This window comes from Bradyrhizobium sp. CCGE-LA001 (assembly GCF_000296215.2).
In the GTDB taxonomy this organism is placed as follows: domain Bacteria; phylum Pseudomonadota; class Alphaproteobacteria; order Rhizobiales; family Xanthobacteraceae; genus Bradyrhizobium.
Genome location: NZ_CP013949.1, coordinates 4,550,464 through 4,574,301 on the forward strand (window position 1 = coordinate 4,550,464; position 23,838 = coordinate 4,574,301).

The following is a 23,838-nucleotide window of genomic DNA, read 5'->3' on the forward strand; positions in this document are numbered from 1 at the left end:
ACCGCCACATCGGAATCAGATGCCAACCAGATTTCCCCGCTAGGGTCGCGGTTCCTCAAACTGGAAAAGGCATGACCATGCGCAGCTTCACGGCATCTGTCATCGTTGCAGCTCTCTCGCTGGGAACACCGACCCTTGTGCAGGCGCAGGGCGCATCCTCGCAATCCGGCACGGAACAGCCGTCGACGCAGTCCAGCACGGTGATCCGGAGCATACAGGTTGTCGACGTCAAGGAATTGCAGCCGGCCGTGCGCGCCAAGGTCGATGAACTCGTGGCGCAAACGACCGAGAAGGACATCCAGTCGCTCCGGCAGTCTATCGACGCCACACCGCAGGCCGCCTCGGTGCTCAAAGCCAAGGGCTTGAGCTCGGCACAAGTCGTCGCGATCAACATCGCCGACGGCGTGCTGACGATGTTCACCAAGACGGCCTGAGACCCGGAGCATGACCGCCGCCTCCTCGGCTGGAGGTCGAGATCCGCAGTGCGAGAAAGGATTGCCCTGCAGCGGGCTGCTGCAGGGCCGCCCGTGTCCGGCAGAAAGCTCTAACCAGACGGCATTGGAGCCCGCTCGGGCGCGCTCGGCTCTTGCTTCGGCACCTGCCGGGGCGCTAAAGAGGCGCCATTGGGCGGTTAGCTCAGCTGGTTAGAGCATCTCGTTTACACCGAGAGGGTCCGCGGTTCGAATCCGTGACCGCCCACCAGCCTTCGCTCGCTTCGCGAGCTACGGCTCGGCAGGCCAGCAGCGCAGGCCATGAGCGCGAAGCAAGTGAAGGCTGTCGCGCCGAAACCCAACGGGCGAAGGCGGGCTCGCCAATCTCGGCCCTCAATCCCCCGGCCTGCCCGGCAGCAGCGGCACGGCGTCGATCCACACCGCCGCCGACTGGCACCAGATCTGCCTGACGGGCCGCAATTGGTCGCGCTGGCGGATAGCGCCCCAGCGGATGCCCCAATCATCAGCCTGGTCGCCCTCACCGCTCGTGAACAGCGGGGAACCGCAATCGGCGCAGAAATGCTGGAAGCGCATTCGGCCGTTGTCGCCGCGCTTGCCGTAGATTTTTGGCGTGCCGCCGGTCAGGTGGACGTCAGCCTTGGTGCAGATCGCAGTCACCCGGAACGGCGAGCCGGTCAGCGTCTGGCAGTCCCGGCAGTGGCACACCGAGACCTCCTCCGGATCGATCTCGGCCTCAAAGGTGATCTTCCCGCAATGGCATTGCCCGTCGATCTGCATTGCCGCGTCCCCTTCCCCCAAACAAAAACGGCGCCCGAAGGCGCCGTTTTATCATCTTTCGCTTGAGATCAGTGAGCGGTCAGACCGCCGGCGGCTTCATCGCCGTCCGGCTTCACCGTCACCTTGGTGTCCTCTTCCCAGACGATCGGCGTCGGCTTCTTCACCAGCGCCTTGGCGACGACGTCGTCGAGGCGGGAGACCGGGATGATCTCCATGCCGCCCTTGATCGCATCGGAAATCTCCGTGAGATCCTTGGCGTTGTCCTCGGGGATCAGCACCGTCTTGATGCCGCCGCGGGCCGCAGCCAGCAGCTTCTCCTTGAGGCCGCCGATCGGCAGCACGCGGCCGCGCAGCGTGATCTCGCCGGTCATCGCGACATCGTGGCGGACCGGGATGCCGGTCATGACCGAGATGATCGCGGTGGCCATGGCGACGCCCGCAGACGGACCATCCTTCGGCGTCGCACCTTCCGGCACGTGCACGTGGATGTCGCGCCGGTCGAACAGCGGCGGCTCGACGCCGTAGTTGATTGCCCGCGAGCGGACGTAGGACGCCGCCGCCGAGATCGACTCCTTCATGACGTCGCGCAGATTGCCCGTGACCGTCATCTTGCCCTTGCCGGGCATCATGACGCCTTCGATCGTCAGCAGCTCGCCGCCGACATCGGTCCAGGCAAGGCCGGTGACGATGCCGACCTGCGGCTCGCTCTCGATCTCGCCGAAGCGGTATTTCGGCACGCCGAGCAGCTCTTCCAGGGTCTTCTCGGTGACCTTGACCGCCTTCTTCTTGGAGATCATCAGCTCCTTCACCGCCTTGCGGGCGAGTGTGGAGAGCTCACGCTCCAGATTACGCACGCCCGCTTCGCGGGTGTAGCGGCGGATCAGAAGCAGCAACGCGTCGTCGTCGATCGAGAACTCCTTGGAGTCCAGGCCATGCTTGGACACCGCGTTCGGGATCAGATGCTTGCGCGAGATCTCGACCTTCTCGTTCTCGGTGTAGCCCGCGATCCGGATGATCTCCATGCGGTCCATCAGCGGGCCCGGAATATTGAGCGTATTCGCGGTGGTGATGAACATCACGTTGGACAGATCGTAGTCGACCTCGAGATAGTGGTCGTTGAACGTCCCGTTCTGCTCGGGGTCGAGAACCTCGAGCAGAGCCGAGGACGGGTCGCCGCGGAAATCAGCGCCCATCTTGTCGATCTCGTCCAGGAGGAACAGCGGATTGGACGACTTCGCCTTGCGCATCGACTGGATGATCTTGCCGGGCATCGAGCCGATATAGGTGCGGCGATGACCGCGGATCTCGGCCTCGTCGCGCACGCCGCCGAGCGAGACCCGCACGAACTCGCGCCCCGTCGCCTTCGCGATCGACTTGCCGAGCGAGGTCTTGCCGACGCCGGGAGGCCCGACGAGGCACAGGATCGGGCCGGTCAGCTTGTTGGCGCGCGACTGCACCGCGAGATACTCGACGATGCGTTCCTTGACCTTCTCCAGCCCGTAGTGATCGGAGTCCAGGATGGCCTGCGCGGCCTCCAGGTCCTTCTTCACCTTGGACTTCTTGTTCCACGGGATTGACAGCAGCCAGTCCAGATAGTTGCGCACGACGGTCGCTTCCGCGGACATCGGTGACATCTGGCGCAGCTTCTTCAATTCATGCTGCGCCTTCTCGCGCGCTTCCTTGGAGAGCTTGGTCTTGGAGATCTTCTCTTCGAGATCGGCGAGCTCGTCGCGACCGTCGTCGTCGCCGAGTTCCTTCTGGATCGCCTTCATCTGCTCGTTGAGATAATACTCGCGCTGGGTCTTCTCCATTTGTCGTTTGACGCGAGAACGAATCCGCTTCTCGACCTGCAGCACCGAGATCTCGCTCTCCATCAGGCCCAGCACCTTCTCCAGGCGCGTGGTGACGGACAGCGTCTCCAGGATGCCCTGGCGATCGGCGATCTTGACGGCGAGATGCGAGGCCACGGTGTCGGCAAGCTTGGCGAAATCGGTGATCGCCTGCACGACGCCGACGACCTCGGCCGAGATCTTCTTGTTGAGCTTCACGTAGCTCTCGAAATCGGACACGACCGAGCGTGCCAGCGCCTCGGCCTCGACCGATTTCGCATCGGTGTCGGCGAGCGCAACGGCGGTGGCTTCATAGTAGTCGGCGCGATCGGTGTATTTCTGCACGCGCGCACGCTCGAGCCCTTCGACCAGCACCTTCACGGTGCCATCAGGGAGCTTCAAGAGCTGGAGCACGCTGGCAAGCGTACCGGTCTCGTAAATGGCATCGGGGGCCGGATCATCGTCGGACGCGTTCTTCTGCGTCGCGAGCATGATCAGCGCGTCGTTCTTCATCACCTCTTCGAGCGCGCGGATCGACTTCTCGCGGCCGACGAAGAGCGGCACGATCATGTGCGGGAAGACGACGATGTCGCGCAGCGGCAGCACGGGATAAGCGTGCGTTTCGCCATGGACGATGGTTGGCCTGGGTTTGGGATTAGTCATGGCCTTTTCCTTTTGCTTTGCCCCCTCGCACGCAGCCCGCTGATCATGCGCAACCGCCACAAGGTGCCGAGGTGATCCGCAAGACGGTCGGCCCGTTTGCGCGTTGGACCGGCTTGCCGGATCGGAACTGAGGCGAATCTTGAAGAGAATTTTCGCTCGCCGCCGACATTAGGTGGCTATCGACAAGGGGGGTGTCAAGTCATTGAAAAACGCGCGCCATCAGGCGCTTACGCAACGCGATAAGCGACGCAACACCGGCTGCGGAGATACATGTCCGCAGCCCGATTTGATGAGACGATTGGAGCGTTTCCAGCGCCGATCAGGCGCTGGCGTTCTCGACCGCGCGATCGGACCGATCGGCGTAGATGTAGAGCGGACGCGCCGTGCCTTCCACGACTTCCCGCGAGATCACGACCTCTTCCACACCTTCCAGGCCCGGCAGGTCGAACATGGTCTCGAGCAGGATCGCTTCGAGGATCGAGCGCAGGCCGCGCGCGCCGGTCTTGCGCTCGATCGCCTTGCGGGCGACCGCGCCAAGCGCCTCGTCGGCGAAGGTCAGCTCGATGTTCTCCATCTCGAACAGCCGCTGGTACTGTTTCACCAGCGCGTTCTTCGGCTCGGTGAGGATCTTCTTCAGCGAGGTCTCGTCCAGGTCCTCGAGCGTCGCCACGACGGGCAGACGGCCGACGAATTCCGGAATGAGGCCGTACTTCAGGAGGTCCTCCGGCTCGACGTGACGGAAGATCTCGCCGGTGCGGCGATCTTCCGGCGCGAGCACCTGGGCACCGAAGCCGATCGAGGTCGACCGTCCACGTGCCGAGATGATCTTCTCGAGCCCGGCGAAGGCGCCGCCGCAGATGAACAGGATGTTGGTGGTATCCACCTGCAGGAACTCCTGCTGCGGATGCTTGCGGCCGCCCTGCGGCGGGACCGAAGCCACCGTGCCTTCCATGATCTTGAGCAGCGCCTGCTGCACGCCCTCACCCGACACGTCGCGCGTGATCGAGGGATTGTCGGACTTGCGGCTGATCTTGTCGATTTCGTCGATGTAGACGATGCCGCGCTGGGCGCGCTCGACATTGTAGTCGGCGGCCTGGAGCAGCTTCAGGATGATGTTCTCGACGTCCTCGCCGACATAGCCGGCTTCCGTCAGCGTGGTCGCGTCCGCCATGGTGAACGGCACGTCGAGGATGCGGGCGAGCGTCTGCGCGAGCAGCGTCTTGCCCGAGCCGGTCGGACCGATCAGCAGGATGTTCGACTTCGCGAGCTCGACGTCGTTGTGCTTGGTCTGGTGGTTGAGGCGCTTGTAGTGGTTGTGCACCGCGACCGAGAGGACCTTCTTCGCATGGCTCTGACCGATCACGTAATCGTCCAGCACCTTGCAGATTTCCTTCGGCGTCGGAATGCCGTCGCGCGACTTGACCAGCGAGGATTTGTTCTCCTCGCGGATGATGTCCATGCAGAGCTCGACGCACTCGTCGCAAATGAAGACCGTGGGACCCGCGATCAGTTTGCGGACTTCGTGCTGGCTCTTGCCGCAGAACGAGCAATATAGCGTGTTCTTGGAGTCGCTCGTGCCGACCTTACTCATTCATGTCTCCGTCCGCGGTTCGATCCCGTTCCGCTCGATCGCTCCATTCCGACACGACGGCCGGCATGAAGCTTAAGTAGAGCAAATTCCGTACCAAAAAAGACCCTACGCTTTACACACCGTGCGAATCACGGTCACTCGATTCTCCCGCGATCATAGCCGATCAGTCGTAGCCAACCATGCTGTCACCCGACTATCAAGAATTCGCTAATCGGGGGTCGCCGGCTACCCGTGACAATACCGTGATTTCCGGCCTTGGCACGGACGAAGTGATCGAAATCACCCCGGCGTTGCTGGATTGCCACGAAAAACAAGCACGAAAGAGGAACTTTCTGCCTGTCGCAGGGCGCAAAACCACGTTTTGCGATGCGCGCACGCGCACCTAACGTGAACAGCGCCCTGACGGGTGTGCGGCGATCCCCAGAAAGTTGCCGGAGGATCGCCGTCACGACCGGTAGTGTTACGGGGCCTTCGCCGTCGCCGGTTCCTCGGCGCGCTTGTCGATGACCTTGTCGACCAGACCGAACTCCTTGGCGTCGTTCGCGGTCAGGAACTTGTCGCGCTCCAGCGCGTCCTCGATCGTCTTGTAGGTCTGGCCGGTGTGCTTCACGTAGATTTCGTTGAGCCGCTTCTTCAAGTTCAGGATTTCCTGGGCGTGCAGCATGATGTCGGTGGCCTGCCCCTGGAAGCCGCCGGAGGGCTGGTGAACCATGATGCGTGCATTCGGCAGCGAGAAGCGCATGTCCTTCTCGCCGGCCGCGAGCAGCAGCGAGCCCATCGAGGCAGCCTGACCCGTGCACAGCGTCGACACCGGCGGGCGGATGAACTGCATGGTGTCGTAGATCGCAAGGCCCGACGTCACCACGCCGCCCGGCGAGTTGATGTACATCGAGATTTCCTTCTTCGGATTCTCCGCCTCGAGGAACAAGAGCTGCGCGACGACGAGCGTCGACATGCCGTCCTCGACCGGGCCGGTCAGGAAGATGATGCGCTCCTTCAGGAGACGCGAGAAAATGTCGTAGGCGCGCTCGCCACGGTTGGTCTGCTCGACCACCATGGGCACGAGGTTCATGTAGGTTTCAACCGGATCGCGCATGAGTCACCTAGGGTTTTCGGAGACGGACATCGCCGGGCAGGCTCGCCAGTTTGGCTGGATTTGCCGGAGGGCGGATGGACGTCCTGTGATGCAGGAACTTGGTAGAGCTAGAAGGCGTACCGACAGATATAGCCCAATTCGCGCCTGACAAGTGCGGAGCGCATTAAGGCTTAATCCGATCGGCAGTTGAAGCTGATTCGTGCAAAGAGGCCCAGCCGACCATCTGGCTAGCTGGGCCTCTCCACTGATCATCCTTAATGGGAGACTATCTTAAAGCCCTCAGGCAGCGGTCTTTTCCGCCTCGTCGTCCTTGTAGAGGTCCTCGCGCGAAACCTTCGTCTCGGTCACGTTGGCAAGCTCAAGGATGAAGTCGACCACCTTGTCCTCGTAGATCGGTGCACGAAGCTGGGCCAGCGCCTGGGCGTTGTTGCGGTAATAGTCCCAGACTTCCTTCTCGCGGCCGGGCATCTGGCGCGCGCGCTCGATCACGGCGCGGCCGACCTCGTCGTCGGTCACGCTGATCTTGTTCTTCTCGCCGATCTCGGAGAGCACGAGGCCGAGCCGCACGCGGCGGTCGGCGATCTTGCGATACTCTTCCTTGGCCTTGTCCTCGGTGGTGTCCTCGTCGGCGAAGGTCTTGCCGGCGGAGGCCATCTCGGCCTTCACCGAGTTCCACATCAGATTGAACTCTTCGTCGACGAGCGAGGGCGGCGCCTCGAAGCGATGCGCCTCGTCGAGACGGTCGAGCAGCGCCCGCTTGACGCGCTGGCGCGTTGCGGTCGCGAACTCGGCAGTCAGCCGCTCGCGTGCGGCTTCCTTCAGCTTGTCGAGCGATTCGAGGCCGAGCGTCTTGGCGAACTCGTCGTCGATCGCGAGATCCTGCGGCGCCTCGATCAGCGTCGCGGTGGTCTCGAACTCGGCGGGCTGACCGGCGAGCTTGTCGTTCATGTAGTTCTGCGGGAACGACACTTTCAGCGTGCGCGTCTCATTGGCGCCGATGCCGATGAGCTGCTCCTCGAAGCCGGGGATGAAGGTGTTGGAGCCGATGACGACCTGGATGCCTTCGCCGGTGCCGCCCTCGAACAGTTCGCCGTTGATGCTGCCCTTGAAATTGATGGTGACGCGATCACCCGAACCCGCCTTGGCGCCCTCGCCCTTGTCGGCAAAGCTGCGGTTGGAATCGGCGATGCGCTTGATCGCTTCGTCGACATCGGCGTCGGTGACCTCGGCGACGGGCTTCTCGACCTGGAAGGTCTTGAAGTCGGCGAGCGCAATCGAAGGCACCACTTCGATTGCGACCGTGTAGGTCAGATCGGTCTTGCCGCTCAGCAGCTCCTCGACCTCGGCCTGCTCGCTCGGCATGGTGATCTTCGGCTCGGTCGCAAGGCGAAAGCCGCGCTCGGAGAACAGCTGCGTGTTGGTGTCGCGGATGGTCTGGTCGATGGTCTCGGCCATCACCGAACGGCCATAGACCTTCTTCAAATGCGCGACCGGCACCTTGCCGGGGCGAAAGCCGTTGATGCGGACCTTGTCCTTGAGGTCGACGAGCTTGGCGCCGGCCTTGGCGTCGAGATCCGACGCCGGGACGCTGATCTTGAACTCGTGCTTCAAACCTTCCGAGAGGGTCTCTGTGACCTGCATGGCGTCCAATCTTCTTTTCGTTCGGTCCCGGCGCGCATGCGTCGGGACGCTGTCATTAATCGATCCAGCGCGAGGCGGACGCCTCAACGCCGGTGGTTCATCGGACCGCTCCAAGCGGCCAAACATCCGCGAGGAAGGTCTCGTAATCCGTGCAAACGCGATAAGCGCTTGGTGCGGGCGGAGGGACTCGAACCCCCACAACTTTCGTCACTGGAACCTAAATCCAGCGCGTCTACCAGTTCCGCCACGCCCGCGTGAATTTGCATCAAGACCGGCCGCGATGCCGCGGGCGGCCGGGCTTATAGCATGCGCCTGACTGTTCGCAGCAAAAAAATGGCCCGATGGAGGCAAGCTTCAAATAGGCACGGTGGCTGGACTTATCCAGCGCGGCGTGGTCCGGATCGCGCCATGACGTTGCGGATTTTCGACCCGAACCGGCGTGAGCTCTTGGCGGGCATTGCCAGTGGACTTGGCGCCTCGGCCGCCGGCTTGATTGCCGGTGGCGCCGGCCCGCTCGTGACCGCCCAGCTCGCCCTGCAGGCCAGGCCCGCCACGCTGGCTCTGAGGCCGGGTCAGCCGCCTACACCAATCTGGGAGCTGGCCGCCGCAAGCCATTTGGGGAGCGTCCGCCTCAAGCGGGGCGACCGCTGCGAAGTGGTGTTTCGGAACGAGCTGCCTGTGCCGCTTGCCCCAGTGTGGTACGGCCTGAACGGCCCGGCCACGTCCGATCCGCTGCGGGGGCGCGCGCCGACGACTCCAAATACGACCGAAACATCAATTCTTTCAATATCTAACGCAGGAACTCTGCTGGCCGACTTCCGGCTCTTCGAAGACGGCCTGAAGCAGCCTGCACGCCCGCTGCCGATCATCGCCGAAGAGACGAGCCGCCCAGCCGTCGACCGTGACGAGGTTCTGCTGATCGAGGAATGGCGCCTGCGGCCGGATGGCACCGCCGTGCCGCCGGGCCGGGACGCAAAGGACACGACGGCGCTCTACACGATCAACGGACAGACTTCATTCGAACTCTCAGCGACGGGCCATCAGCGGCTCCGGCTGCGCTTCATCAACGGCTCGCAACGCTCTGTCCTGGCAATCAAATTGGAGAGCCACGAGGTTCGCGTCATGGCCCTGGACGGGCAGCCGGCCGAGCCGTTTCCGGCCCGCAACGGCGCCGTGGTGCTGGCGCCGGGCGCACGCGCCGACGCATTTGTGAATGCGGCCACGTCAGCCTCTTTCCTGCTGCATGACGGCAAGGAGGCGCGCCAGGTCGGAAGCCTCGCGATCACCGGCCCGGCAGAACGGCGCGCGCCGTTGGCCGCGCCACAGCCGCTCCCATCGAACGGTCTCCCCGAGACGCTCGATCTGAGAAGCGCCCTGCGGTTCGATGTCGCGCTCGGCGCGACTGACGCCGGTTGGATAGGCCCCGCGAATTTTTCGACCGCGTCCGCCCCTGCCTTCCGCGCTAAGGCGGGCCGCACCATCGTGCTGGCCCTGAAGAACCCCGCCCCCGTCACGACCGTGTTCCACCTTCACGGCCACCATTTCCGCCTGCTCGACAAACTCGACGACGGCTGGAAGCCCTACTGGCTCGACACGCTCGCCGTCGAGCCGGGCCAGACCCAGCGCATCGCATTCGCGGCAACCTTCCCCGGACGATGGCTCCTCGAATCGGTCGTGACCGATTGGGCCGCGCCGCGCCTGGTGCGCTGGTACGCGGTGGAGTGAGCTCTCAGTACTCCACCCCAAGCGCGTCATAGATCCGCCGGTGCACGGCCGGCAGCGTCTCGGTGAGGTCTTCGGCAATCAGACCCGGCCCCGCTTCACTTGCCGACTCGCCGTGCATCCACACGCCGATGCTGGCGGCGTCGAAGGCCGGTACGCCCTGAGCCAGCAGCCCAGCGATGATGCCGGAGAGCACGTCGCCGGCGCCGGCGGTCGCAAGCCAGGGCGGCGCGTTGGCGGCGATGGTGGCGCGGCCATCGGGGGCGGCGATGGTGGTATCCGGCCCCTTCAGCAGCACGACGGCACCAGAGCGCTCGGCGGCGGCGCGCACGCGCTCGAGCTTCGAGCGGCCCGGATATTTGTTGCTGAGGTCCGAGAACAGGCGCGGAAACTCGCCCTCGTGCGGGGTCAGCACCACCGCATGGTCGTGCGAGGACTTGATCGATTCGAACAGCCGCTCGGGCTTGGCCGCAAAGCTCGTCAGCGCATCCGCATCCAGCACCACGTGCCGCCGCGCGGTCAGCGCGGTATGGACGAAGTCGCAAGTCCGCTCGCCCACCCCCGCGCCGGGACCGATGATGCAGGTGTTGTAGCGCTTGTCGCCGAGCAGCTCGCCGAACTCGACCGCAGTGTCGACGGCGCGGACCATCACCGCGGTCAGCGCGCCCGCATTGATTGCGAGTGCATCGCGCGGGCTCGCCAGCGTCACCAGGCCCGCCCCGGCCCGCAGCGCCCCGCGCGCGGCGAGCCGCGCAGCGCCAGTCGCGGCTGCATCGCCGGAGACGGCCAGCACATGACCGCGCGAAAATTTGTGGCCGTCGATGCGCGGCACCGGAAAGGTGGCGCCCCAGAAGTCCGGATCGTTCTCGAAGAGCTGCGGCGCAATCTCGTCCAGCACGCTGGCGTCGATGCCGATGTCGGCAACGCGCACGCGGCCGCAATGCATGCGGCCGGGCAGCAACAGATGCGCCGGCTTCTTGCGGAAGAAGGTGACGGTCTCGGCGGCGTCCACCGCAACTCCCATGACAGCGGCGCTGGTGCCGTTGATGCCGCTCGGCAGGTCGACGGCCAAAACCGGCGCGCCGTTGGCGTTGATCGCCTCGATCATCGCGCGCGCCTCGCCATCGACGGGACGGCTGAGGCCCGCGCCGAACAGCGCGTCGATGATCAGCGCGGGCCGTCCGATCGCCTGCGGATTGAACGGCAGCACCGGTTGCTTCCAGCCGCGCGCGGCTGATGCGGCATCGCCCTGGAGCTGGTCGCGCTCGCACATCAGGATCACCGAAACCTCGCGCCCCTGGGCGGCGAGCTCGGCGGCCGCGACGAAACCATCGCCGCCATTGTTGCCGGGGCCCGCCACGATCAGGATCGGCCCCTCCTCCACCAGCACATGGGCGGCCTCGGCGACGGCCTGGCCGGCGCTGAGCATCAGCTTGAAGCCGGGCGTGCCTGCCGCGATACTGAGCTGATCGGCGCGCTGCATTTCAGCGGTGGTCAGAACTTCCATGCCACTTCCCTGGTCCAAACGCCTTTACAACAGGCACGATCCGTGCCGTCCCACCCCCGGGAAACACCGTTCTGCACACATATTGAACCGTTTGCCTATTTCGTAGTCTTCGGTATTTTGTATCGGTCGGCGCCACCTATCAGAGATGCTCGTTAAAAGGCTGATAACGCTCCAATAATCAGGGCATTTGCAACTTGGCATAGACCCTGCTTTCGAGGAAGCCGCTTCGGTTCGTCGTGCTCACTGGCGTGTATCAGGGTGTGGCCGGCCGCGGCCGGGCTGGTCAGGCATCCCGGTATAGCGAAGACAAGATCGTGCGTTCAAGAAGGCGCATCCTGACGAAGACGTTGCTATTTGATCGAAAGGCCGGGAGGCGCGCAGTGAAAAAAATCGAAGCCATCATCAAGCCATTCAAGCTCGACGAGGTGAAGGAAGCGCTTCAGGAGGTCGGCCTTCAGGGCATCACCGTCACCGAAGCCAAGGGCTTCGGACGGCAGAAGGGTCACGCCGAGCTCTACCGCGGCGCAGAATACATCGTCGACTTCCTGCCCAAGGTGAAGATCGAGATCGTGATCGGCGACGATCTGGTCGAGCGTGCCATCGACGCGATCCGCCGCGCCGCGCAGACCGGACGCATCGGCGACGGCAAGATCTTCGTCTCCAACGTCGAAGAGGCGATCCGCATCCGAACCGGCGAATCCGGGCTGGACGCTATCTGAGCCGGGTGCTATCCCGCATTTTGCGACACTCTGAAAGAAAAAAGGCTGCTTCGGCGGCCTGATTTCGTTTGTGCGGTTGCGCCAACTCGCCGAAAGCGAGAACGAATCTGCTCATCTGGAAACCGACCCGCAGAGCCAAAAGGGGTATGCATGAAGACCGCCAAAGACGTCCTGAAATCGATCAAGGACAACGACGTCAAATACGTCGACCTGCGCTTCACCGATCCGCGCGGCAAGTGGCAGCACGTCACGTTCGACGTCAGCATGATCGATGAGGACATTTTCGCCGAAGGGACGATGTTCGACGGTTCCTCGATTGCCGGGTGGAAGGCGATCAACGAGTCCGACATGTGCCTGATGCCCGATCCGGTGACCGCGACGATCGATCCGTTCTTCGCCGAGACCACGATGGTCATCACCTGCGACGTGCTCGAGCCCACCACCGGCGAGCCCTACAACCGCGACCCCCGCGGCATCGCCAAGAAGGCGGAAGCCATGGTGAAGTCGATGGGCGTGGGCGACAGCGTGTTCGTCGGCCCGGAAGCCGAGTTCTTCGTGTTCGACGACGTGCGCTATTCGGCCGACCCCTACAAGACCGGCTTCCGCCTCGACTCATCGGAGCTGCCGACCAACTCCGACACCGAATATGAAGGCGGCAATCTCGGCCACCGCATCCGCACCAAGGGCGGCTACTTCCCCGTCCCGCCGCAGGACTCGGTGCAGGACATGCGCTCGGAAATGCTCGGCGCCATGGCCAAGATGGGCGTCAAGGTCGAGAAGCATCACCACGAGGTCGCTTCCGCCCAGCACGAGCTCGGCATGAAGTTCGACACGCTGACGCTGATGGCCGACCACATGCAGATCTACAAGTACTGCATCCATCAGGTCGCGCACATCTACGGCAAGACCGCGACCTTCATGCCGAAGCCGATCTATGGCGACAACGGCTCGGGCATGCATGTGCACCAGTCGATCTGGAAGGACGGCAAGCCGGTGTTCGCCGGCAACAAATATGCCGACCTCTCCGAGACCTGCCTCCACTACATCGGCGGCATCATCAAGCATGCCAAGGCGATCAACGCCTTCACCAACCCGTCGACCAACTCCTACAAGCGTCTGGTCCCGGGCTATGAGGCCCCCGTGCTGCTCGCCTATTCCGCGCGCAACCGCTCGGCCTCCTGCCGCATCCCCTACACCGCTTCGCCGAAGGCAAAGCGCGTCGAGGTGCGCTTCCCCGATCCGATGGCCAACCCCTATCTCGGCTTTGCCGCGATGCTGATGGCCGGCCTCGACGGCATCAAGAACAAGATCGATCCGGGTCCGGCGATGGACAAGGACCTCTACGATCTGCCGAAGGAAGAGCTGAAGCAGATCCCGACGGTGTGCGGTTCACTGCGCGAGGCGCTCGAAAACCTCGACAAGGACCGCGGCTTCCTCAAGGCCGGCGGCGTGTTCGACGACGACTTCATCGATGCCTATATCGAGCTGAAGATGACCGAAGTCGCCCGCTTCGAGATGACCCCGCACCCGGTCGAGTTCGAGATGTACTATTCGAACTAAGCGGTTCGAACTTTCTGCAACAAGCAAAAGGCGCTTCCGATGGAAGCGCCTTTTCATTTTGCCAGCGATGAATTCGATCGCTCTGCGCGTCGACGATTCAAACGCAATCGACAGAATGGGCTCGCGCAGCCGTCAGCTTTCGTTCTGCATCTGACTCCACTTCGTTCTCAAAGAACAAATCAGAGCCGCAAAATTCGAGGCGGAGCAATTCCTACTGATTGGTTTACTCGGCTCGAAATATGGACATTGGGCGAAACGACGAATGCGGCCGGTCCAACACGGAGTCACATGTCCGCCGAAGCCATTAGCGAGGCGAAAGCAAGCTTGAGTCCTTCTGCGGAGGGAAGGATTGCTTCGCTGCGCTCGCAAGGACGATAGGGAGAGAGCGCCTTAGCCTTCTCTTGTGCCCCGGACGCAGCGCAGCGTCTCTTCGACGGTGCGCTGCAGAGCCGGGGCCCATGTGGCGGCGGTGTACAGGTCCCGTCTCTGCGCATCAGCGCAAGAACGCCGCTGCGTGTCCGGCACACGAACGTGCCCTACGCCGCCGCCTTCTGCCGCGCGACCAGCGCCTCGCCGAAGGCTTCGAACAGCTTGCGGTTGATGGGATTGTGCTGCGGGTCGTACTCCGCGTGCCATTGCACGCCGAGCGCGAAGGTCGGAGCTTCCGCGATGCGGATCGCTTCGATGGTGCCGTCCTCGGCGATGCCTTCGATCAGCACGCGCTTGCCGGGCTCCAGGATGCCCTGGCCATGCAGCGAATTGACCCGGATCCTCTGGCAGCCGAGCAGTTGCGCGAACGCGCCGCCCGGGGTCAGGTCGACATCGTGGCGGTCGGCGAACACCACAGTCGGATCGGGATGGATCTCGCCGTTCTCCAGCCGGGGCATGCGATGGTTGATGCGGCCGGGGATTTCGCGGATCTCGGGATGCAGCGAGCCGCCGAAGGCAACGTTCATCTCCTGAAGGCCGCGGCAGATGCCGAACAGCGGGATGCCGCGGGCGACGCAGGCCATCGAGAGCGCCAGCGCGACCTCGTCGCGGTGGATATCGTAGGGCTCGTGCTTCTCGCAAGGATCGACGTTGAAACGGGTCGGATGCACGTTGGCGCGGGCGCCAGTGAGGATAATGCCGTCGACGGTATCGAGCAGCGCCCCGATATCGGTGATGTCAGGGGAGCCCGCAAACATCACCGGCAAGCCGCCGGAGACCTCGGCCACGGCGCGCAGGTTTCGCTCGCCGACCATCTGGACCTGAAATCGATTTTCGACGCGATGGGCATTCCCGATCACGCCGACGACCGGCTTTCTCATCTGTCGTTCCGCGCCTCCTGCGGTGAGAAGATTCTCCAAACATGCCCCTGGGATGGAACAAATTCAACAGAAGCAAGCGCGGGACGGCAATGCTATTTTCGCGCAAATGCCTCCCGGGCCTCCACCCCGCCTTCGAGGGGCAGGCCGGCGGCTTTCAGCGCGGTTGCCGCTGCCTCGCCCGGCACGGCCAGCCAGGGCAATCTCGCTTCGATCCCACGCGTGACCGGCTCACCGAGCGCGCCGCCGAAATCGATCGGCCAGAACCCGTTGGGCACCGCCTCGGCGGTGAGGCCGCGGATCGCGTAGCCGTCGCCCAGGATCGCCCCTGCATGGTCGGCCGCGACAAGGCGCGCGCTGTTGGGGTCCTTGAGATCGCCAAAGCTGACGAGCACCGGGATGAGCTCGCCCTGCACCGGGACAATGCCCGCCTGCCGGCTCATGTCCTTGAACGACACGCGGCTGCCGCGGGCGGCGCCATAGGCGCGCAGCGCGACATAGTTGATGTCGTCGAGGTCGAGCTTGGCGCCCTGCTGGTGCGCCAGCAATGCGACGAGGTTCTTGCCTTTGTCTCGGTCTTGGCTGAGGTCGACGAACACAGCCTCCCCGCGCATCGTGGTGCGGCCGCTGCGGTTGTAGTTGCGATCGGGCACGACGGCGAGAATGCCCGACCCGGTCTTGATCCCGTCAGGCGTCGTCACCTCGACCGTCAGGCGGTATTTGTGGTCCGGCCGGTTGATCCGGATCTGGTCGCCGCCGACGAGCAAGGCCAGAAGCCCGAGCAGACCGGCCCACTTGCTGATGAAACTCAATTGCCCCCCACTTTCTTCTTTCGCACCGCTCTGCACCGTTCGCGCGGCAGCGTCAAACCGGCGCGTTGCCGCTCTTGATCGGAAGCGCGTTTGTCGAAAGAGTGCCCGGATTGCAGCTACCAAAGACAGGATACGATGTGACCTTTCCCGCAGATGAACGGCCCCGTTCCCGTGCCGACCTCGCTCGCGATCAGGCCTGGGCGATCTCGGTCGGAGGCATCGGTATCGTGCTGTTCACGGCCATGCTGCTGTTCAGCTGGTATTTTGCTCCCACCCTGCTGCTGATCTTCACCGGCATGCTGCTCGGTGTCGGCCTCAACGCGCTGACGGGCGCGCTGGGCCGCCGCGTGCCCCTGCCGCATCCGGTCCGCCTCGCGATCGTCTGCACCGCCCTTGCCCTGATGCTTGCCGGCGTTGGCTATCTCGGCGGCGCCACCATCGCCGAGCAGGCTTCGCTGCTGAGCAAGACCATCAAATCGCAGATCACCAATGTCCGCGGCTTCCTCGAGAACCACGGCATCGACACCAGCTTCTTCGATCTCGGCAATGCCGCGCCTGAATCATCCATCGATACGCCGGCAGCCCCGACGCCCGCACCAGCGGCGTCCTCGCGCGGCGCGCTGCCTAGCGCAGGCGCCCTCGCCTCCAGCGGCGGTGCGATCGTGAGCCAGACTTTCAAGCTGCTGCTCGGCACCATCCATGGTGTCGGAAACATATTCATCGTGCTGTTCCTGGGGCTCGCCTTCGCCGCCCAGCCCAGCGTCTATCATGACGGCCTGTTGTTCCTGGCGCCGGTCAGACATCGCACCCGCGTCAGGCTCATCATCGATCGTATCAGCGAGACGCTGGAGCGTTGGTTGATCGCGCAGATCACGGTCATGCTGGCGGTCGGCGCCGTGACCTGGATCGGCCTCGCCATCATCGGCATCCCCGGCGCGTTCATCCTGGGGATCCAGGCCGGCCTGCTCGCCTTCATCCCGACCGTCGGCGCCATCATCGCCGGCGTCATCGTGGTGCTTGCGAGCCTTGCTTCGGGCTGGATCGCGGCGCTGTCGGCGTTTCTCCTCTTCATGGGCGTCCACGCCATGGAGAGCTACGTGCTGACGCCGATCCTGCAGCGCCAGGCGCTGGACATACCGCCGGCCACGCTGTTCGCGTTCCAGATCCTGCTCGGCGTCGTGTTCGGCATCTGGGGCCTTGCGCTGGCGCTGCCTCTGGTCGCCATCGCCAAGGTCATCATCGACCACTTCAAGACGTATGAGGCGTCGCCTCTGGCAGAAGCGGCATGAATCAGCTCAGCTCGTCAGCACGGTCTCGGTGTGCTCGACCTCCGGCGGCGCGGCAAAATACTGGCCGACGAGGCCGCGCCATTCTGTGAAGTTCTCGGAACCGCGGAAATCGACGGTGTGGTTTTCCAGCGTCGCCCACTTCACCATCAGCCGGTATCGCTGCGGCTTCTCGATCGATTTGTGCAGCTCGAAGCCGTGAAAACCCTTGGCTCGGCCGAAGGCGGCCTTGGCCTTGGCAACGGCGGCCTCAAAGTCCTTCTCGCTGCCCGGCTTGACGTCGATTTGCGCGATCTCGGTGATCATCGGTTTCCACCCATTCTTGTTCGATGGGCGTATCTACCGCAGCCGGCGCAAAAGAAGAAGGCGCCGAAACGGCACCCTGCCCGGCCGAAAAACGCAGATCACTCAGGCGAGCAGCAGAACGGTGCCCGCCACGATCAACACGCAGCCGACGAACATCACGAACGGCCAATAGCTGCGGCCCTGCGTGTAATGTCCCTGGGCGCGACGCTCCGTGATCAGCGCCGTCTCGTATTCGTCCGCGGTCGAGAACAAGCAGGCGAAACCGCCGCGTGCCGAGCTAGCTGCGGCTTCGAGTGACATCAGGGCGGCTTGCGGGTCGTGTCGAGGGATCGATTCCATGACCGTGAAGGTAGGGATCGAATGGTAAACAGAAGATTACCGCAATGCCGCCTTGCCTCATGCCGTCGCGGGACGCACCTGCGGCGCACCGGGCCGCGCGGCAGTTTGGCGGCGCCAGTTCTCCAGCGACAGCGGCAGCTCCTCCGCCGCCTCGACGCGGTTACGGCCGCCCCGCTTGGCCTGGTAGAGCGCGGTGTCGGCGGACGCCAACAGCACCTCGAGCTCCGTGCCGGCCGGTCCGCCGGCGACGCCGATGCTGACGGTGGTGTCAACCGGGCCCTCATCGACCACGACGCCTGACGTCTCGAATGCCTCGCGCACTCGCTCGGCGACCAGCACGCCCTCCTCCAGCGAACACGGTAGCAGCGCGGCGAATTCCTCGCCGCCGATACGGCCCGACAGATCAGTGATGCGGAGGTTGTTGACGACGACCGTGGAGAACAGCTTCAGCATCTCGTCGCCGGCGGGATGACCGAACCGGTCGTTGATCGACTTGAAGTGGTCGATGTCGAAGATCATGACGGTGACGGGCCGCCCGGCCTTCGCCTCGCGCTCGATCACGCGCGAGCAGGCTTCGGAGAAACCTCGGCGGTTGAGCATGCCGGTCAGCGGGTCGGTCGATGCGGCTGTGCGGTGCGCGGTCACCGTGCGCTCGGACACCAGCATGAAGATCACGAACACGGTGCCGACGGCATAGAGGATGAGCTCGACCGCGAACACCGTGACCCAGATGCTCGACGAGAAGCCGGCATCGTGCGGGCGCAGGAAGCTGCCGATCACGATCGGCAGCATCAGCACGCAGCCGTGCATCACCGGCATCACCAAGGCCGGCCAGCGTCGCTGCACGCTTTTGCGCCGCTCGGTCCAGAGCTCGCTGGCGGTCAGTGCCGCATAGACCGAGACGATGCCGGCGCCGACGATCATGCGCAGCATGGATGCTGCGGGGTCGAGCAGCGTGACGGCGGCGACCCAGGCGATCGCACCGAGCACGAGGCCGGGCCAGTTCGGCTTGCGGCCGTGGAAGACGCGCGCCGCGTTCCACACCATGCCGCAAGCGACGAAGCCGACGGCGTTTAATGCCAGGTAGAAATGCGGTCCGAGCTTGTCGCCGGCGGCAGTCCATAGCGCGACGGATGCGGCACCCAGGAGATAGGCAGTGCCCCACCATTTCAGCGCAGGACTGTTCTCCTGCCGGCCGAAGAACACCATCATGGCGCCGAGCAGCGCGGCAACCATGGTGGCGACCAAATAGAGCGTGATGCTATCGAGCGACATCATGTCGGCCCCCTCTAAAACATAGCAGTTACGCGATCGGCCCAGCCGACTTGCGCGCCCTTCCGAATGCGACGCTATGTCCCGCGGGTTCCATTCAGGTTTTCGCGCGGCCCCAAGTTTTCCTGAAACACGCCATCAATTTGCATACAAACGAACAGCAAAAAGGGCGCTGAAAACAGCGCCCTTTTGCATCTCATTGAAGCCGCTTTCGCGGCGAATGCGACGAAAGCGATTAACGCTTCGAGAACTGGAAGGACCGGCGGGCCTTGGCCTTGCCGTATTTCTTGCGCTCGACCACGCGCGAGTCGCGGGTGAGGAAGCCGCCCTTCTTGAGCACGCTGCGCAGCTCCGGCTCGAAATAGGTGAGCGCCTTGGAGATGCCGTGACGGACAGCACCGGCCTGACCAGACAGACCGCCGCCGGCGACGGTGCAGATCACGTCGTACTGGCCCGAACGGGCGGCCACGGAGAACGGCTGCTCGATCATCATGCGCAGCACGGGACGGGCGAAATAGACCTCGACCTCGCGCGAGTTGACGGTGACCTTGCCGGCTCCGGGCTTGATCCACACGCGGGCGACCGCGTCCTTGCGCTTGCCGGTGGCATAGGCGCGGTTGAATTTGTCGACCTTCTTCTCGTGCTTGGGCGCGTCGGGCGCGGCCGCCGTCTTGAGCTGCGAGAGCTGGTCGAGCGACTGGATGGATTCGGCCATGTTATGCGGCCCTCGTGTTCTTGCGGTTCAACTTGGCGATGTCGATCTTCTCGGGCGTCTGAGCCTCGTGCGGGTGATCGGCGCCGCCATAGACACGGAGGTTGCCCATCTGCACGCGACCGAGCGGACCGCGCGGGATCATGCGCTCGACGGCCTTCTCGAGCACGCGCTCGGGATGCTTGCCCTCGAGGATCTGGCGCGCGGTGCGCTCCTTGACGTGGCCGACATAGCCGGTGTGCTTGTAATAGGTCTTCTGCTCGCGCTTGCGACCGGTGAGGACCGCATGCTGCGCGTTGATGATGATGACGTTGTCGCCGCAATCGACGTGCGGGGTGTAGGTCGGGAGGTGCTTGCCGCGGAGCCGCATGGCGACGATGGTGGCGAGACGGCCGACGACCAGACCCTTGGCGTCGATCAGCACCCACTTCTTCGTCACCTCGGCCGGCTTTGCCGAAAAGGTTTTCATGTCAGAATTTCCGTGAGGGAGACATCGGCGCGAACACCGCACCGGACTGCGCGGGTTCTAGAGAAGAGAGGCGCAACGGTCAATGCCCGAAGGGGTAAATTCCAGAAGCAATATCAATGGCTTAAAATTATGGTATCAAGATACCCGCAAAAACATCAAATATTTGGAATGGAATAGGTCGAGGTGACATGCGCGATCGGATCGGGCGAAGAGCCTGACAACAGCTTCACCTCCCCGACCGCCAGGCGCTTGCCGAGCTTGAGCAGCCGGGCCTCCGCCAGCACATCCTGCCCGGGCTGGCCTTTGCGCAGGAAATTGATGTTCAGATTGGTGGTGACCGCGAGCCCGATCGGCCCGATGGCCGACAACAGGACCACGTACATCGCGAAATCGGCTAGTGCCATCAGCGTCGGGCCGGACACGGTTCCGCCCGGTCGCAGCATTCTTTCGCTATAACGCTGTCGCAAGAGGCAGGTCTGGCCGTCGGCGCTTTCGATCGTGATGTCATCGCCACTGAAGGCCTGGGGAAACTCGTGGCGCAGAAACTGTTCGAGCTCCGCCACGCTCATTTTCGCTGACGCCATGCTACTCCTCACCCTCGCTTCACGGTCCCTGTTACATTAAGTTATCTGCGTAATCCAAATGCAATAATCCAAACGGAAACGCTTCGATGTCCGCCCAGGCCGCCCGCGCCCCCTCCCCGCAACCGCCGATCCTGCTGCGCGAGACAATAGGCTCGATCGCGGTGCTGACCCTCAATCGCCCGGCCGCGCGCAACAGCCTCTCGGAAGCCATGATCGCGAGCCTGCATGCCGAGCTCGACGCGATCAGGAACGACAAGGCGGTCCGCGGCGTCGTGATCGCCGCCAACGGTCCCGCCTTCTCGGCAGGCCACGACATGAAGGAACTGACCGCGCGCCGCGCCGACCCCGATCGCGGCCGCGCGTTCTTCGCACAGATGATGAACGCCTGCAGCGCGATGATGCAGGCGATCGTGCACCTGCCGAAACCCGTGGTCGCCTCCGTCCAGGGCATCGCGACCGCGGCCGGCTGTCAGCTCGTGGCCAGCTGCGATCTCGCCATCGCCTCGGAGGCGGCGAGCTTTGCCACGCCCGGCGTCGACATCGGCCTGTTCTGCTCGACTCCGATGGTGGCGCTGTCGCGCAACGTGCCGCGCAAGCAGGCGATGGAGATGCTGCTGACGGGCGAGCCGATCCCTGCGGAGCGCGCCCGCGAGATCGGGCTCGTCAATCGCGTCGTCCCTGCCGGGACCGAGCGCGACGCGGCGATCGCGCTGGCGGAAAAAGTCGCGTTGAAATCCGCCTACACGGTCAAGCTCGGCAAGGAAGCGTTCTACCGCCAGGCCGAGATGAGCCTTGCGGAGGCCTACCGCTATGCGGCAGAGGTGATGACCGAGAACATGATGGCGCGCGACGCCGAGGAAGGCATCGGCGCGTTCATCGAGAAGCGCACGCCGACATGGCGCGACGAGTAGAATCGTGATTGCGAGCCAACGGGTCCGCGCGAAGCGCGGCCCGATGACAAGCTCCGCGAAGCAATCCAGAAATCCCTCCGCGAAAGCAGACTGGATTGCTTCGTCGCTTCGCTCCTCGCAATGACAGCAAGAAGATGAGCCAATGAACCACGACTCCTATCCCGACAATTACATCCGCGGCATCCTCAACAGCGTGAAGTCGATCGCGATGGTCGGCGCCTCGCCGGTCAACGTGCGGCCGAGCTATTTTGCGTTCAAATATCTCGCGCAGCGCGGTTACGACATGATCCCGATCAATCCCGGCCATGTCGGCAAGGAGCTGCTCGGAAAGCCCTTCGTCGCCTCGCTGTCCGACATCGGCCGCCCCATCGACATGATCGACATCTTCCGCAACTCCAGCCACATCATGCCGGTGGTCGAGGAAGCGTTGACGCTCGACCCGCTGCCGAAAGTGATCTGGATGCAACTTGGCGCACGTGACGACGCGGCGGCCGCGAAGGCGGAATCGGTCGGTATCAAGGTGGTGATGAACCGCTGCCCCAAGATCGAATATGGCCGCTTGTCGTCCGAGATCTCCTGGATGGGCGTGAATTCGCGCACGCTCAGCTCCAAGCGGGCACCGGCGCCGACACAAGGCATGCGTCTCTCCCTCAATCGGATGAGTGTCGGCGGCGGCAACACCGCGGCTTCCGATCGCGCCGCCAAAAACAAGACCGAGCAAAGCTGACGCGGCCCGCGAAGGATTCATATCGCGAACGCGACAATGCGTAGCACGATCGTTTCGATGTAAGCGGCGGCTTGACGGCGGACGCTGCGCCGATCAGCATGCCGCGCGATTTCAGACCACAAGAACAGGACGCCTCAATGAGCGATCGCCTTCCGGGATTTTCAACGCTTGCCGTGCATGCCGGTGCACAGCCCGACCCCACCACCGGCGCGCGCGCAACTCCGATCTATCAAACGACGTCTTTCGTCTTCAACGACGCCGACCACGCCGCCTCGTTGTTCGGCCTGCAGGCGTTCGGCAACATCTACACCCGCATCGGCAATCCCACCAACGCGGTGCTGGAGGAGCGCGTCGCCGCGCTCGAAGGCGGCACGGCGGCGCTTGCGGTGGCCTCGGGCCACGCCGCGCAGGTCGTGATCCTGCAGCAACTGCTCCAACCCGGCGACGAGTTCATTGCCGCGCGAAAGCTCTATGGCGGCTCGATCAACCAGTTCACGCATGCGTTCAAGAGCTTTGGCTGGAACGTGGTGTGGGCCGATCCCGATGACATCGCGAGCTTCGAGCGCGCGGTGACGCCGCGCACCAAGGCGATCTTCATCGAATCCATCGCCAATCCCGCCGGCAGCATCACCGACATCGAGGCGATCTCGACGGTGGCGCGCAAGGCAGGCGTGCCGCTGATCGTCGACAACACGCTGGCCTCGCCCTATCTGATCCGCCCGATCGATCACGGCGCCGACATCGTCGTGCACTCGCTGACGAAGTTCCTCGGCGGTCACGGCAATTCGCTCGGCGGCATCATCGTCGATGCCGGGACCTTTGATTGGTCCACCGGCGGAAAATATCCGATGCTCTCGGAGCCGCGGCCCGAATATCACGGCATCCGCCTGCAGGAGACCTTCGGCAATTTCGCCTTCGCGATCGCCTGCCGTGTGCTCGGCTTGCGCGACCTCGGGCCGGCGCTGTCGCCGTTCAACGCCTTCATGATCCTGACCGGCATCGAGACGCTGCCGCTGCGCATGCAGAAGCACTGCGACAACGCCAAGGCGGTCGCCGAATTCCTCGCCGGACATCCGGCGGTGGCCTCGGTGAGCTATGCGGGCCTTGCGAGCGACAAGTACAACCAGCTCGCGCGCAAATACGCGCCGAAGGGCGCGGGTGCCGTGTTCACCTTCAGCCTCAAGGGTGGCTACGACGCCGGCGTGAGCCTGGTGTCGAAATTGCAGCTGTTCTCGCATCTGGCCAATGTCGGCGACACCCGGTCGCTTGTGATCCATCCGGCCTCGACCACGCACAGCCAGCTCGACGACGCCGCCAAGGTCAAATCCGGCGCCGGCCCCGACGTGGTGCGGCTCTCGGTCGGCATCGAGGACAAGGAAGACTTGATCGCAGATCTGGAGCAGGCGCTGGGGGCTTAATGTCGTTCCGGGGCGCGACAGCGAACCCGGAACCTCGAGATTCTCGGGTGCGCAATTGCGCACCTGGGCTCGGTGCTTCGCACCGCCCCGGAATGACGGCGGCTTTTTGGCTGCCGTCAGTTAACAGTCGTTAACCAT

General features: G+C 63.8%; 23 protein-coding genes and 2 tRNA genes. 10 read left to right on the forward strand and 15 right to left on the reverse strand.

Features of this window, described 5'->3' with window-relative positions:
* Nucleotides 1-71: 71 nt before the first annotated feature.
* Entirely contained in the window at nucleotides 72-434 is a 363-nt protein-coding gene (locus BCCGELA001_RS21060; RefSeq protein ID WP_008547847.1) for a hypothetical protein, read from the forward strand.
* 191 nt (nucleotides 435-625) lie between these two features.
* Nucleotides 626-702, forward strand: a tRNA-Val gene (locus BCCGELA001_RS21065).
* Nucleotides 703-824: 122 nt separating this feature from the next.
* Here BCCGELA001_RS21065 and BCCGELA001_RS21070 read toward each other — a convergent pair.
* The 3 genes from BCCGELA001_RS21070 to clpX form a co-directional block, all read right to left on the reverse strand.
* Nucleotides 825-1,229, reverse strand: coding sequence for a GFA family protein (locus BCCGELA001_RS21070; RefSeq protein WP_060736225.1), 405 nt, complete (start codon nucleotides 1,227-1,229; stop codon nucleotides 825-827).
* A 68-nt stretch (nucleotides 1,230-1,297) separates the two neighbouring features.
* Entirely contained in the window at nucleotides 1,298-3,721 is a 2,424-nt protein-coding gene (gene lon / locus BCCGELA001_RS21075) for an endopeptidase La (RefSeq protein WP_008547850.1), read from the reverse strand.
* A gap of 319 nt (nucleotides 3,722-4,040) precedes the next feature.
* The gene (gene clpX / locus BCCGELA001_RS21080) at nucleotides 4,041-5,312 is read right to left on the reverse strand and encodes an ATP-dependent Clp protease ATP-binding subunit ClpX (protein ID WP_008547851.1); all 1,272 of its coding nucleotides are present in this window, start codon (nucleotides 5,310-5,312) and stop codon (nucleotides 4,041-4,043) included.
* Between the two features lie 179 nt (nucleotides 5,313-5,491).
* Here clpX and BCCGELA001_RS37220 point away from each other — a divergent pair, with 179 nt between their 5' ends.
* Nucleotides 5,492-5,698 (forward strand): hypothetical protein, encoded by a 207-nt coding sequence (locus BCCGELA001_RS37220; RefSeq protein ID WP_144441400.1) that lies wholly within the window; start codon nucleotides 5,492-5,494, stop codon nucleotides 5,696-5,698.
* Nucleotides 5,699-5,772: 74 nt separating this feature from the next.
* Here the strand turns inward: BCCGELA001_RS37220 and BCCGELA001_RS21085 are convergent, their stop codons facing one another.
* The 3 genes from BCCGELA001_RS21085 to BCCGELA001_RS21095 form a co-directional block, all read right to left on the reverse strand.
* Nucleotides 5,773-6,408 (reverse strand): ATP-dependent Clp protease proteolytic subunit, encoded by a 636-nt coding sequence (locus tag BCCGELA001_RS21085; RefSeq protein WP_008547852.1) that lies wholly within the window; start codon nucleotides 6,406-6,408, stop codon nucleotides 5,773-5,775.
* A 279-nt stretch (nucleotides 6,409-6,687) separates the two neighbouring features.
* The gene (gene tig, locus BCCGELA001_RS21090) at nucleotides 6,688-8,049 is read right to left on the reverse strand and encodes a trigger factor (protein ID WP_060736226.1); all 1,362 of its coding nucleotides are present in this window, start codon (nucleotides 8,047-8,049) and stop codon (nucleotides 6,688-6,690) included.
* 169 nt (nucleotides 8,050-8,218) lie between these two features.
* Nucleotides 8,219-8,303, reverse strand: a tRNA-Leu gene (locus BCCGELA001_RS21095).
* Between the two features lie 154 nt (nucleotides 8,304-8,457).
* On the opposite strand from BCCGELA001_RS21095, the gene BCCGELA001_RS21100 reads away from it, so the two are divergent.
* On the forward strand, nucleotides 8,458-9,774 hold the full coding sequence (locus tag BCCGELA001_RS21100; RefSeq protein WP_060736227.1) for a multicopper oxidase family protein: 1,317 nt from the start codon (nucleotides 8,458-8,460) through the stop codon (nucleotides 9,772-9,774).
* Nucleotides 9,775-9,778: 4 nt separating this feature from the next.
* Here BCCGELA001_RS21100 and BCCGELA001_RS21105 read toward each other — a convergent pair whose 3' ends face one another.
* On the reverse strand, nucleotides 9,779-11,278 hold the full coding sequence (locus BCCGELA001_RS21105) for a bifunctional ADP-dependent NAD(P)H-hydrate dehydratase/NAD(P)H-hydrate epimerase (RefSeq protein WP_060736228.1): 1,500 nt from the start codon (nucleotides 11,276-11,278) through the stop codon (nucleotides 9,779-9,781).
* Between the two features lie 380 nt (nucleotides 11,279-11,658).
* Between BCCGELA001_RS21105 and BCCGELA001_RS21110 the strand changes: the two genes are divergently transcribed.
* Both BCCGELA001_RS21110 and glnA read left to right on the forward strand, forming a co-directional pair.
* Complete coding sequence (locus tag BCCGELA001_RS21110) at nucleotides 11,659-11,997, forward strand: P-II family nitrogen regulator (RefSeq protein WP_008547883.1); 339 nt, start codon at nucleotides 11,659-11,661, stop codon at nucleotides 11,995-11,997.
* Between the two features lie 150 nt (nucleotides 11,998-12,147).
* Nucleotides 12,148-13,557, forward strand: coding sequence for a type I glutamate--ammonia ligase (gene glnA, locus BCCGELA001_RS21115; protein WP_060736229.1), 1,410 nt, complete (start codon nucleotides 12,148-12,150; stop codon nucleotides 13,555-13,557).
* Nucleotides 13,558-14,093: 536 nt separating this feature from the next.
* Here the strand turns inward: glnA and BCCGELA001_RS21120 are convergent.
* The gene (locus tag BCCGELA001_RS21120) at nucleotides 14,094-14,867 is read right to left on the reverse strand and encodes a gamma-glutamyl-gamma-aminobutyrate hydrolase family protein (RefSeq protein ID WP_008547892.1); all 774 of its coding nucleotides are present in this window, start codon (nucleotides 14,865-14,867) and stop codon (nucleotides 14,094-14,096) included.
* Nucleotides 14,868-14,959: 92 nt separating this feature from the next.
* Nucleotides 14,960-15,712 carry a hypothetical protein gene (locus tag BCCGELA001_RS21125; protein WP_236840723.1) on the reverse strand — a complete coding sequence of 251 codons (753 nt, stop codon included), beginning with the start codon at nucleotides 15,710-15,712 and terminating at the stop codon, nucleotides 14,960-14,962.
* A 101-nt stretch (nucleotides 15,713-15,813) separates the two neighbouring features.
* Here BCCGELA001_RS21125 and BCCGELA001_RS21130 point away from each other — a divergent pair, with 101 nt between their 5' ends.
* Complete coding sequence (locus BCCGELA001_RS21130; protein ID WP_060736231.1) at nucleotides 15,814-16,965, forward strand: AI-2E family transporter; 1,152 nt, start codon at nucleotides 15,814-15,816, stop codon at nucleotides 16,963-16,965.
* Between the two features lie 6 nt (nucleotides 16,966-16,971).
* On the opposite strand, the gene BCCGELA001_RS21135 is transcribed toward BCCGELA001_RS21130, so the two are convergent.
* From BCCGELA001_RS21135 to BCCGELA001_RS21160, 6 genes are all read right to left on the reverse strand, one after another.
* Nucleotides 16,972-17,268 carry an antibiotic biosynthesis monooxygenase family protein gene (locus BCCGELA001_RS21135; protein ID WP_008547895.1) on the reverse strand — a complete coding sequence of 99 codons (297 nt, stop codon included), beginning with the start codon at nucleotides 17,266-17,268 and terminating at the stop codon, nucleotides 16,972-16,974.
* 102 nt (nucleotides 17,269-17,370) lie between these two features.
* Nucleotides 17,371-17,607: a hypothetical protein gene (locus tag BCCGELA001_RS21140; RefSeq protein ID WP_008547896.1), complete on the reverse strand. Its 237-nt coding sequence runs from the start codon at nucleotides 17,605-17,607 to the stop codon at nucleotides 17,371-17,373.
* A gap of 57 nt (nucleotides 17,608-17,664) precedes the next feature.
* On the reverse strand, nucleotides 17,665-18,885 hold the full coding sequence (locus BCCGELA001_RS21145; RefSeq protein ID WP_008547906.1) for a GGDEF domain-containing protein: 1,221 nt from the start codon (nucleotides 18,883-18,885) through the stop codon (nucleotides 17,665-17,667).
* 229 nt (nucleotides 18,886-19,114) lie between these two features.
* Nucleotides 19,115-19,594 carry a 30S ribosomal protein S9 gene (gene rpsI / locus BCCGELA001_RS21150; RefSeq protein ID WP_008547917.1) on the reverse strand — a complete coding sequence of 160 codons (480 nt, stop codon included), beginning with the start codon at nucleotides 19,592-19,594 and terminating at the stop codon, nucleotides 19,115-19,117.
* Between the two features lies 1 nt (nucleotide 19,595).
* Nucleotides 19,596-20,060, reverse strand: coding sequence for a 50S ribosomal protein L13 (rplM, locus tag BCCGELA001_RS21155; protein ID WP_008137961.1), 465 nt, complete (start codon nucleotides 20,058-20,060; stop codon nucleotides 19,596-19,598).
* Between the two features lie 155 nt (nucleotides 20,061-20,215).
* Complete coding sequence (locus BCCGELA001_RS21160) at nucleotides 20,216-20,644, reverse strand: PaaI family thioesterase (RefSeq protein WP_008547928.1); 429 nt, start codon at nucleotides 20,642-20,644, stop codon at nucleotides 20,216-20,218.
* Between the two features lie 86 nt (nucleotides 20,645-20,730).
* On the opposite strand from BCCGELA001_RS21160, the gene BCCGELA001_RS21165 reads away from it, so the two are divergent.
* From BCCGELA001_RS21165 to BCCGELA001_RS21175, 3 genes are all read left to right on the forward strand, one after another.
* On the forward strand, nucleotides 20,731-21,555 hold the full coding sequence (locus BCCGELA001_RS21165; RefSeq protein WP_060736232.1) for an enoyl-CoA hydratase: 825 nt from the start codon (nucleotides 20,731-20,733) through the stop codon (nucleotides 21,553-21,555).
* Between the two features lie 142 nt (nucleotides 21,556-21,697).
* Nucleotides 21,698-22,282 (forward strand): CoA-binding protein, encoded by a 585-nt coding sequence (locus BCCGELA001_RS21170; RefSeq protein WP_008547939.1) that lies wholly within the window; start codon nucleotides 21,698-21,700, stop codon nucleotides 22,280-22,282.
* Nucleotides 22,283-22,419: 137 nt separating this feature from the next.
* Entirely contained in the window at nucleotides 22,420-23,700 is a 1,281-nt protein-coding gene (locus BCCGELA001_RS21175; RefSeq protein WP_060737760.1) for an O-acetylhomoserine aminocarboxypropyltransferase, read from the forward strand.
* Nucleotides 23,701-23,838 lie beyond the last annotated feature (138 nt).

Excerpts from the sequence above, each read along its gene's own strand:
- BCCGELA001_RS21060 (WP_008547847.1), top strand. The coding sequence starts at position 72 with ATGACCATGCGCAGCTTCACGGCATCTGTCATCGTTGCAGCTCTCTCG.
- BCCGELA001_RS21070 (WP_060736225.1), bottom strand. The coding sequence starts at position 1,229 with ATGCAGATCGACGGGCAATGCCATTGCGGGAAGATCACCTTTGAGGCC.
- lon (WP_008547850.1), bottom strand. The coding sequence starts at position 3,721 with ATGACTAATCCCAAACCCAGGCCAACCATCGTCCATGGCGAAACGCAC.
- clpX (WP_008547851.1), bottom strand. The coding sequence starts at position 5,312 with ATGAGTAAGGTCGGCACGAGCGACTCCAAGAACACGCTATATTGCTCG.
- BCCGELA001_RS37220 (WP_144441400.1), top strand. The coding sequence starts at position 5,492 with ATGCTGTCACCCGACTATCAAGAATTCGCTAATCGGGGGTCGCCGGCT.
- BCCGELA001_RS21085 (WP_008547852.1), bottom strand. The coding sequence starts at position 6,408 with ATGCGCGATCCGGTTGAAACCTACATGAACCTCGTGCCCATGGTGGTC.
- tig (WP_060736226.1), bottom strand. The coding sequence starts at position 8,049 with ATGCAGGTCACAGAGACCCTCTCGGAAGGTTTGAAGCACGAGTTCAAG.
- BCCGELA001_RS21100 (WP_060736227.1), top strand. The coding sequence starts at position 8,458 with ATGACGTTGCGGATTTTCGACCCGAACCGGCGTGAGCTCTTGGCGGGC.
- BCCGELA001_RS21105 (WP_060736228.1), bottom strand. The coding sequence starts at position 11,278 with ATGGAAGTTCTGACCACCGCTGAAATGCAGCGCGCCGATCAGCTCAGT.
- glnA (WP_060736229.1), top strand. The coding sequence starts at position 12,148 with ATGAAGACCGCCAAAGACGTCCTGAAATCGATCAAGGACAACGACGTC.
- BCCGELA001_RS21120 (WP_008547892.1), bottom strand. The coding sequence starts at position 14,867 with ATGAGAAAGCCGGTCGTCGGCGTGATCGGGAATGCCCATCGCGTCGAA.
- BCCGELA001_RS21135 (WP_008547895.1), bottom strand. The coding sequence starts at position 17,268 with ATGATCACCGAGATCGCGCAAATCGACGTCAAGCCGGGCAGCGAGAAG.
- BCCGELA001_RS21140 (WP_008547896.1), bottom strand. The coding sequence starts at position 17,607 with ATGGAATCGATCCCTCGACACGACCCGCAAGCCGCCCTGATGTCACTC.
- BCCGELA001_RS21145 (WP_008547906.1), bottom strand. The coding sequence starts at position 18,885 with ATGATGTCGCTCGATAGCATCACGCTCTATTTGGTCGCCACCATGGTT.
- rpsI (WP_008547917.1), bottom strand. The coding sequence starts at position 19,594 with ATGGCCGAATCCATCCAGTCGCTCGACCAGCTCTCGCAGCTCAAGACG.
- rplM (WP_008137961.1), bottom strand. The coding sequence starts at position 20,060 with ATGAAAACCTTTTCGGCAAAGCCGGCCGAGGTGACGAAGAAGTGGGTG.
- BCCGELA001_RS21160 (WP_008547928.1), bottom strand. The coding sequence starts at position 20,644 with ATGGCGTCAGCGAAAATGAGCGTGGCGGAGCTCGAACAGTTTCTGCGC.
- BCCGELA001_RS21165 (WP_060736232.1), top strand. The coding sequence starts at position 20,731 with ATGTCCGCCCAGGCCGCCCGCGCCCCCTCCCCGCAACCGCCGATCCTG.
- BCCGELA001_RS21170 (WP_008547939.1), top strand. The coding sequence starts at position 21,698 with ATGAACCACGACTCCTATCCCGACAATTACATCCGCGGCATCCTCAAC.
- BCCGELA001_RS21175 (WP_060737760.1), top strand. The coding sequence starts at position 22,420 with ATGAGCGATCGCCTTCCGGGATTTTCAACGCTTGCCGTGCATGCCGGT.